Here is a 6422-nt window from a genome sequence, read left to right as displayed (position 1 = left end):
TTCTTCATGAAGCCCGGCATCGGCCAGTTCGGGATTTTCATCCGCCCGCCCTTCCCGAGCAGGTAGAACCGGTCGTCGCTGACCTCGGTCGTGTCCGGGGCGCCCCTGTCGCGCCAGTCGGGGATCAGCGCGTCGAGCCCGGCGGGATCGAGCACCGCGCCCGAGAGGATATGCGCGCCGACCTCCGACCCCTTCTCGAGCACGACGACCGAGAGATCGGGATCGAGCTGTTTCAGCCGGATCGCCGCCGACAGGCCGGCCGGGCCCGCCCCCACGATGACCACGTCGTATTCCATCGACTCGCGTGACATAGCTGTGCTCCCTCGACTGGGTGGCGGCCGTCCGGCCATCGAAAAAGGAGCCTCGGCGAAGCGGCCGCTCCGCCGAGGCCAAGGCCCTCGTCGTCCGGCCGGGAGGAGGAGGCCGGACCAGGGATTTCGGAATCTGGTCCCCCGTCCGGGAGGCGCGGGAGCGGTGGTCTCCCGGCCCCTCTGGCCGGTCCGGTCACGCCGCCGGAATAAGGGCGCCGGTCGTGACCGAGGCCACGACCTCGCGCACATCCCTCGCCGTGTCGAGCCCGCTCCAGGCCGCCAGCGCCGCCTCGACCGCCCCGGGCGGGAGGGCGCGGGCCGCGTTGCGGCGGAACTTCTCCGCCACGAGCGCGTCGGTGTCGAGGCCACGCACCCGTTCGGTGCTCTGACGAAGCTCCCGCCCGTCGCGAAGCTTCACGATCACCGGCAGCCGGTCGTCGGCCTTCGCGCGGCGCTCGCCCCGCATCGTCCCTTCCCATTGCGAGGTGACGTTGATCCGGATCTTCGCGGCGGTCTCGGCGTATTCGGGCCGCGAAAGCTTCGCGTCGTCGAAGCTGTCGAGATCGAGCCTCCCGTCGATCAGGATGGTCGCGACCGCGTAGGGCAGCGAGAACTTGCCCTGATAGCCGGAGGCCGGGTTCGGGTACATGAGCACCATCGAATCGTAAGGCGCGCTCACCCGGACCTCGGCCACGTCCCCGGCGGTGAAACCATGCTCGCGGATCAGCGTGAGCAGCGACGTCGCCGGACCGTGGATGAGGCCGCAGCAGGGGAATTCCTTGATGAGCGGCGTACGCGTCGCCGTGCGCCATTCGGTGCCGAGCCCGCTCGCCATCGCATCATAGCGGTAGTGGCGGATGAAGGCCTTGGCCCAGCCGGCCGGGCCGCCGAGGATGTCCTCGCTTCCCGTCCAGCCTTCCGCGGCGAGCAGCGCGGCGGTGACCGCGTTCTTCGCCGCCATGCCGGAATGCAGCGGCTTGGTGAACGTGCCGAAGCTCTGGCAGAGGCCGCCCGAGACCGCGCCCGCCGTTCCCATCGCCATCATCGTCTGGCGAACGTCGAGCCCGAGAAGCCGCGCGGCGGTCGCGGTCGCGGCCATCGTCCCGAAGAGCGAAGTGCGGTGGAAGCCGCCCTCCTTCTGCTCGAAATCGCAGGCGTCGCCGATATGGGTGATGACCTCGAGCCCGATCGCATAGGCGGTTAGAAGGTCACGGCCCGAGGCGCCGACCGGCTCGGCGATGGCGAGCGCCGCCGGCAGCAGCATGCCCGAGGCATGGCCGGTGCTGGTTCGCCCATCGTCGTAGTCGAGCCCATGCGCGAGCGTCCCGTTGGCAAGCGCCGCCATCGACCGGCTGGTCCGGAGCGGGCCGCCGATGACCGAGGCCGGGCCATCGTGACCGCCCTCGGCGCGGGCGAAACCGGCGATGGTCCGGCCCTGGGGCTCGACCGAGGCCGCGAGCACGCAGCCCACGCAGTCGAGCGCCGAGCGATGCGCCGAGGCGATGGCGGCGGCGGGCACCTCCGAGGCCGGCGTGTTGACGATGAAATCGGCGATGCGTTCCTCGACCTTGCCCATGGCATTCCCTTCCTTCGGATCGGCGTGGATGGCCCGCGCGGCCGGAAGAGAGCGCGCGGGCCGGGCGGGTCAGGACAGCGCGACGAGCTCGATCCAGTTCGGGTTTTCCAGCGTCGAGAGGCTCGCGACCTTGGTGAGCGCGCCGGTCTCCCGGTCGATCGCATAGGTGACGGCGGTGCTGGTCATCAGCCCGTTCACGACCAGGAAACGGCCGAGCGGATCGACGTTGAAGCCGCGCGGCTCCTTGTCGACCGCCGTCATCCCGAGCGAAGTGAGCAGGCCCGTCTCGGGGTCGATCCGGAACCCCATGAGCCCGCACTGCCCGCGAACGGCGCCGTAGAGCCACTTACCGTCGGGCGTGATGTGGAGGTCGCCCCCCCGCACGTTGCCCTCGGGGTCCATTCCCTCCGGGCGGCCGCTGATGAACTGGACCTCGGACATCGATCCGTCCTTCGGATCGAATGAATAGACGTAGATGTCGCCGTCGTATTCGTTGTTCATGTAGACCATCCGGTTGTTCGGATGCCAGACGTAGTGCCTTGGCCCCGAATTGGGCCGCGTGGTGAGGGGCGAGAACACGTCGGGATCGAGCAGCCCGGTGGCCTCGTCGAAGGTATACCGCGTCACGACATCCGCGTCGCAGCAGGGTGCCATGACATAGCGGTTGGAGCCGTGCGGCAGGATCGCATGCGTCTTGCTCGGCGTCCGGATGATCTGATGCGGCGGCTGCACGTATCCTTCGCAGATCGAAGCGACCGTCACGAAGCCCGTCCGGCGCTTGCGATCGGGCGGATTGTGCGCGGCGAGCAGGAAGCGGCCGGTCCGGTCGGTCGAGAGATAGGGCGAGCTATCGACCGTCGGGGCGTCGCCGAGATAGGTCAGCGTGCCGTCGTCGCGGTTGATCGCCCAGCTCCGGATCTTGTAGGGCGCGGTCCGGTTCGAGGCGAAGAGGAAGCGGCGGTCTGGGCTGACGCAGAGCGCGGTGAACCGGCCCTCGCGCACGTCCTCGGGCGTGTCCGCCTCGTTGATCGGCACTTCCTGGATCTGGCTGAGCTCTCCCTCGGGCGACATCGCGAGAACCGATAGCCGCCGGGAGCCGTGTGCGAGATAGCCGTAGATGCGACCTACCATATGCGTTTCCTTCCAGTCGTTTGCTTGGCCGTTGGGCTCGGAGCGTTTTCGAGAATGGGCGATCACTTCGGCGTGGCGCCGAGCGCGGCGGCGCCCGCGACCCGTCCGGAAACGAAGGCCTCGCCGTAGTTCACGCCGCCGGGGTAGAGCGTGTTGAAGATCGAACCGAGTTCGCCCGCGCCGAAGAGGCCGGGGATCGGCGCGCCCCAGGGATCGACGATCTCGCCCCGGGCGGTGCGGCGGGGCCCCCCTTGGGTGTTGTAGAGCGTCGGCCAGACCGCGACGCCGTAGAACGGGCCTTTCTCGATGGGGGCCGCGTTCGCCGCGCCGCGGCCGAACGGGTCCGCGCCGGTCTCGATGCCGCGATTGTAGGAGTCGATCGTCTCGGCAAGCGCGTCGGCGGGAAGGTCGAGTTTCGCCGCGAGTTCGGCGATCGAGGAAGCCGAGGTGATCCACCCCTTCTCGATCGGCATCGAATTGTCCTCCGACCAGCCCGCGTCGGTGTTGAAGCCGCGCTCCGTAGCGATGATCGGGCCGGCGAGACGGGTAGCCTCGTCGAAGATCACATAGCTCGGCAGGCGGCGGCGGAGCGCCGCGTGGTGGTCCCGGCCGTCGAGCAGCAGGCCGCCAGAATGGCCGGCGAGCTTCGACTCGTCGCAGAACCGCTTGCCGAGGCGGTCGACCATGATGAAGCCGCGCTCCTTGATGTGGAAGGAGAAGGTCGCCTCGTACTCCGGGACCGCGATGCCCATCGACATCACGACGCCCGACATGTGCCAGAGCGCCGCGCCGACCGCCTGGGCCATCACGATCCCCTCGCCGGTGTTGCGGTGGGGCGGCGCGGCGGAATGGACCGCGACGCCGAGCCACTGGCGCATCAGCTCGGGGTTCCAGGAGAACCCGCCGGAGGAGAGGACGATGCCCTGTTTCGCGCGGACCTCGATCTCCTTGCCGCCCTGCTCGGCGACGAGCCCGGTGACGCGGCCGGAGAAGCCGTCGCGGTTCAGGCGCTTGACCGCCGTTTCGGTGATGACGTCGATCTTGCGGCTGCCGACGTTTTCCGCGAGCATCGCCCAGGCGGCCGCGCCGCGCGAGAGGCCGTTGCGCGGGTTCTTCGGCCAGCGGTAGCGGAGCCCGATGCCGTCCGCGCCGACCACACCCGGAAAACCGGTGCCCGGCGTCGCGCCCGGATAGGGCGGGCCGGACTTGCGCGGCGCGCCGAGCTTCTCGGACGGATCGGACCGCATCAGGCCGCCGCGGCGTTCGATCCAGTCGGGCAGGCGCGCCAGTCCCTCGACATGGGCGACGACGGACTCCCGGTCGGTGGTTCCATCGCAGAGCGCGTGGAAATGGTCGATCATCTTCTCGGCGTCGAGCACGCTGCGGATGTTGCCGCCGGCCATCCGCGTCGTGCCGCCGCCATCGCCAAACTTCTCGATGACCAGGACGCTACCGCCCGCGTCGGCCGCCTCGATAGCCGCCGCGGCGCCCGCGCCGCCATAGCCGACGATGACCACATCGTACTCGTTCTCCGCCATGCTCCGGCTCCTCCCATGCTTCGCTTCGCGGCGGACCCGCCTTCGGGCCCGCGTTTTCGGTGCGCCCGGGCTACCCGGCCCGGCCCCGGGCGCGGATCGTCAGACCTTCCCGATCAGTTCCGGGACCGCCGTGAAGAGGTCGGCGACCAGGCCGATGTCGGCCACCTGGAAGATCGGCGCCTCCTCGTCCTTGTTGATCGCGACGATCACCTTCGAGTCCTTCATCCCGGCGAGGTGCTGGATCGCCCCCGAGATGCCGATCGCGATGTAGAGATCGGGCGCCACCACCTTGCCCGTCTGGCCGACCTGTCGATCGTTGGGCGCGTAACCACTGTCCACCGCCGCGCGCGAGGCGCCGACCGCCGCGCCGAGCTTGTCGGCGAGATGCTCGACCAGCGCGAAATTCTCCTCGGAGCCGATGCCCCGCCCACCCGAGACGACGATCTTCGCCGAGCCGAGATCGGGACGGTCGCTGGCGGCGACGCGGTCCTCGGTCCAGCTGGAGAGGCCGGGGGCCTCGGGGACGATCACCTTCTCGACCGGCGCCGCGGCCTGCGATCCGGCGGCGGCGAAACTCGAGGGACGCACGGTCAGCACCATCTTCGGATCGTCGCTGCGCACCGTCTGGAGCGCATTCCCGGCGTAAATAGGCCGCTGGAAGGTCTTCGCGTCGATGATCGCCGTTACGTCCGGGATGATCATCACGTCGAGCAGCGCGGCGACGCGGGGGAGGACGTTCTTCGCATCCGAGGTGGTGGGCGCCACGACATGATCGTACTGGCTTGCCAAGGCGACGATCAGCGCGGCCGTCGGCTCGGCCAGTTGATGGTCCACCGCGGTGTCGTCGGCCACGAGCACCTTGGCGACGCCCGCGATGGCAGCCGCCTCGGAGGCCGCGGCCTCGGCGCCCGTGCCGACGCAGAGAACCGTCACCGCGCCGAGCGCGCCGGCCGCCGTCACCGTCTTGGCCGTCGCATCGGCGCCGAGCGCCCCTTCCGCCATGGCCGCGAGAACGAGTACCGCCATCACATCACCCCCATTTCCTTGAGCCGCGACACGAGGGTGGCCACATCTGGCACGCGCTCGCCCGCCTGTCGCGTCGCCGGCTCGACCGTTTCCAGCACCTTGAGACGCGGCGTCACGTCCACGCCCAGATCCTGGGCGGTCTTCTCCTCGAGAGGCTTCTTCTTCGCCTTCATGATGTTGGCGAGGCTCGCATAGCGCGGCTCGTTCAGGCGAAGGTCCACGCTGACGATGGCGGGCAGCCTGACGCTGATCGTCTGGAGGCCGCCGTCCACCTCCCGGCTGACGGTCGCGTGATCGCCCTCGATCACCAGTTCGCTGGCGAAGGTCGCCTGGCTCCAGCCGAGCAGGGCGGCGAGCATCTGGCCGGTGGCGTTCATGTCGTTGTCGATCGCCTGCTTGCCACACAGGACGAGGTCCGGCTTCTCGCTCTCGATCACCGCGCGAAGCAGCTTGGCGACGGCGAGCGGCTCGATGTCGGTCGCCACCTCGTCGGCGGCGACGATCAGGATCGCGCGGTCCGCGCCCATGGCGAGGGCAGTGCGCAGCGTCTCCTGCGCCTGCCGGACGCCGATCGAGACCGCGACCACCTCGTTCGCGATCCCCTTCTCCCGCAGGCGGACGGCTTCCTCCACCGCGATCTCATCGAAGGGGTTCATCGACATCTTGACGTTCGCGAGATCGACGCCGGCGCCGTCGGTCCTGACCCGGACCTTGACATTGTAGTCGATGACCCGCTTCACGGCCACGAGTACCTTCAGCGACATGGATTGTGATCCTCCTTGTCCTGGTCGAGCGGCGGCGTGACAGGTCCGACCGCGCGACCAACTCCGCCGACGCGTG

At 69.3% G+C, this 6422-nt stretch carries 6 protein-coding genes; all 6 read right to left on the bottom strand.

The features are described 5' to 3' along the window. Positions 1-311: NAD(P)/FAD-dependent oxidoreductase (locus FJM51_RS20790; RefSeq protein ID WP_140456047.1), on the bottom strand; the 311-nt coding region annotated here is incomplete at its 3' end. Positions 312-504: 193 nt separating this feature from the next. Further along, the gene (locus tag FJM51_RS20785; RefSeq protein ID WP_140456046.1) at positions 505-1887 is read right to left on the bottom strand and encodes an MmgE/PrpD family protein; all 1383 of its coding nucleotides are present in this window, start codon (positions 1885-1887) and stop codon (positions 505-507) included. Positions 1888-1956: 69 nt separating this feature from the next. Continuing rightward, complete coding sequence (locus FJM51_RS20780) at positions 1957-3018, bottom strand: lactonase family protein (RefSeq protein ID WP_140456045.1); 1062 nt, start codon at positions 3016-3018, stop codon at positions 1957-1959. Between the two features lie 62 nt (positions 3019-3080). Further along, on the bottom strand, positions 3081-4556 hold the full coding sequence (locus FJM51_RS20775; protein ID WP_140456044.1) for an FAD-dependent oxidoreductase: 1476 nt from the start codon (positions 4554-4556) through the stop codon (positions 3081-3083). Between the two features lie 99 nt (positions 4557-4655). Next, positions 4656-5582, bottom strand: a complete 927-nt coding sequence (locus tag FJM51_RS20770; protein ID WP_140456043.1) for an electron transfer flavoprotein subunit alpha/FixB family protein — start codon at positions 5580-5582, stop codon at positions 4656-4658. Further along, entirely contained in the window at positions 5582-6340 is a 759-nt protein-coding gene (locus tag FJM51_RS20765; RefSeq protein WP_140456049.1) for an electron transfer flavoprotein subunit beta/FixA family protein, read from the bottom strand. Before FJM51_RS20765 ends, FJM51_RS20770 begins: the two co-directional genes overlap by 1 nt. Positions 6341-6422 lie beyond the last annotated feature (82 nt).

Source organism: Amaricoccus solimangrovi (assembly GCF_006385685.1).
Lineage (GTDB): Bacteria > Pseudomonadota > Alphaproteobacteria > Rhodobacterales > Rhodobacteraceae > Amaricoccus > Amaricoccus solimangrovi.
The sequence above is the reverse complement of the archived record's forward strand: the minus strand, read 5'-3'. Positions and strand labels throughout refer to the sequence as shown.

Excerpts from the sequence above, each read along its gene's own strand:
- FJM51_RS20785 (WP_140456046.1), bottom strand. The coding sequence starts at position 1,887 with ATGGGCAAGGTCGAGGAACGCATCGCCGATTTCATCGTCAACACGCCG.
- FJM51_RS20780 (WP_140456045.1), bottom strand. The coding sequence starts at position 3,018 with ATGGTAGGTCGCATCTACGGCTATCTCGCACACGGCTCCCGGCGGCTA.
- FJM51_RS20775 (WP_140456044.1), bottom strand. The coding sequence starts at position 4,556 with ATGGCGGAGAACGAGTACGATGTGGTCATCGTCGGCTATGGCGGCGCG.
- FJM51_RS20770 (WP_140456043.1), bottom strand. The coding sequence starts at position 5,582 with ATGGCGGTACTCGTTCTCGCGGCCATGGCGGAAGGGGCGCTCGGCGCC.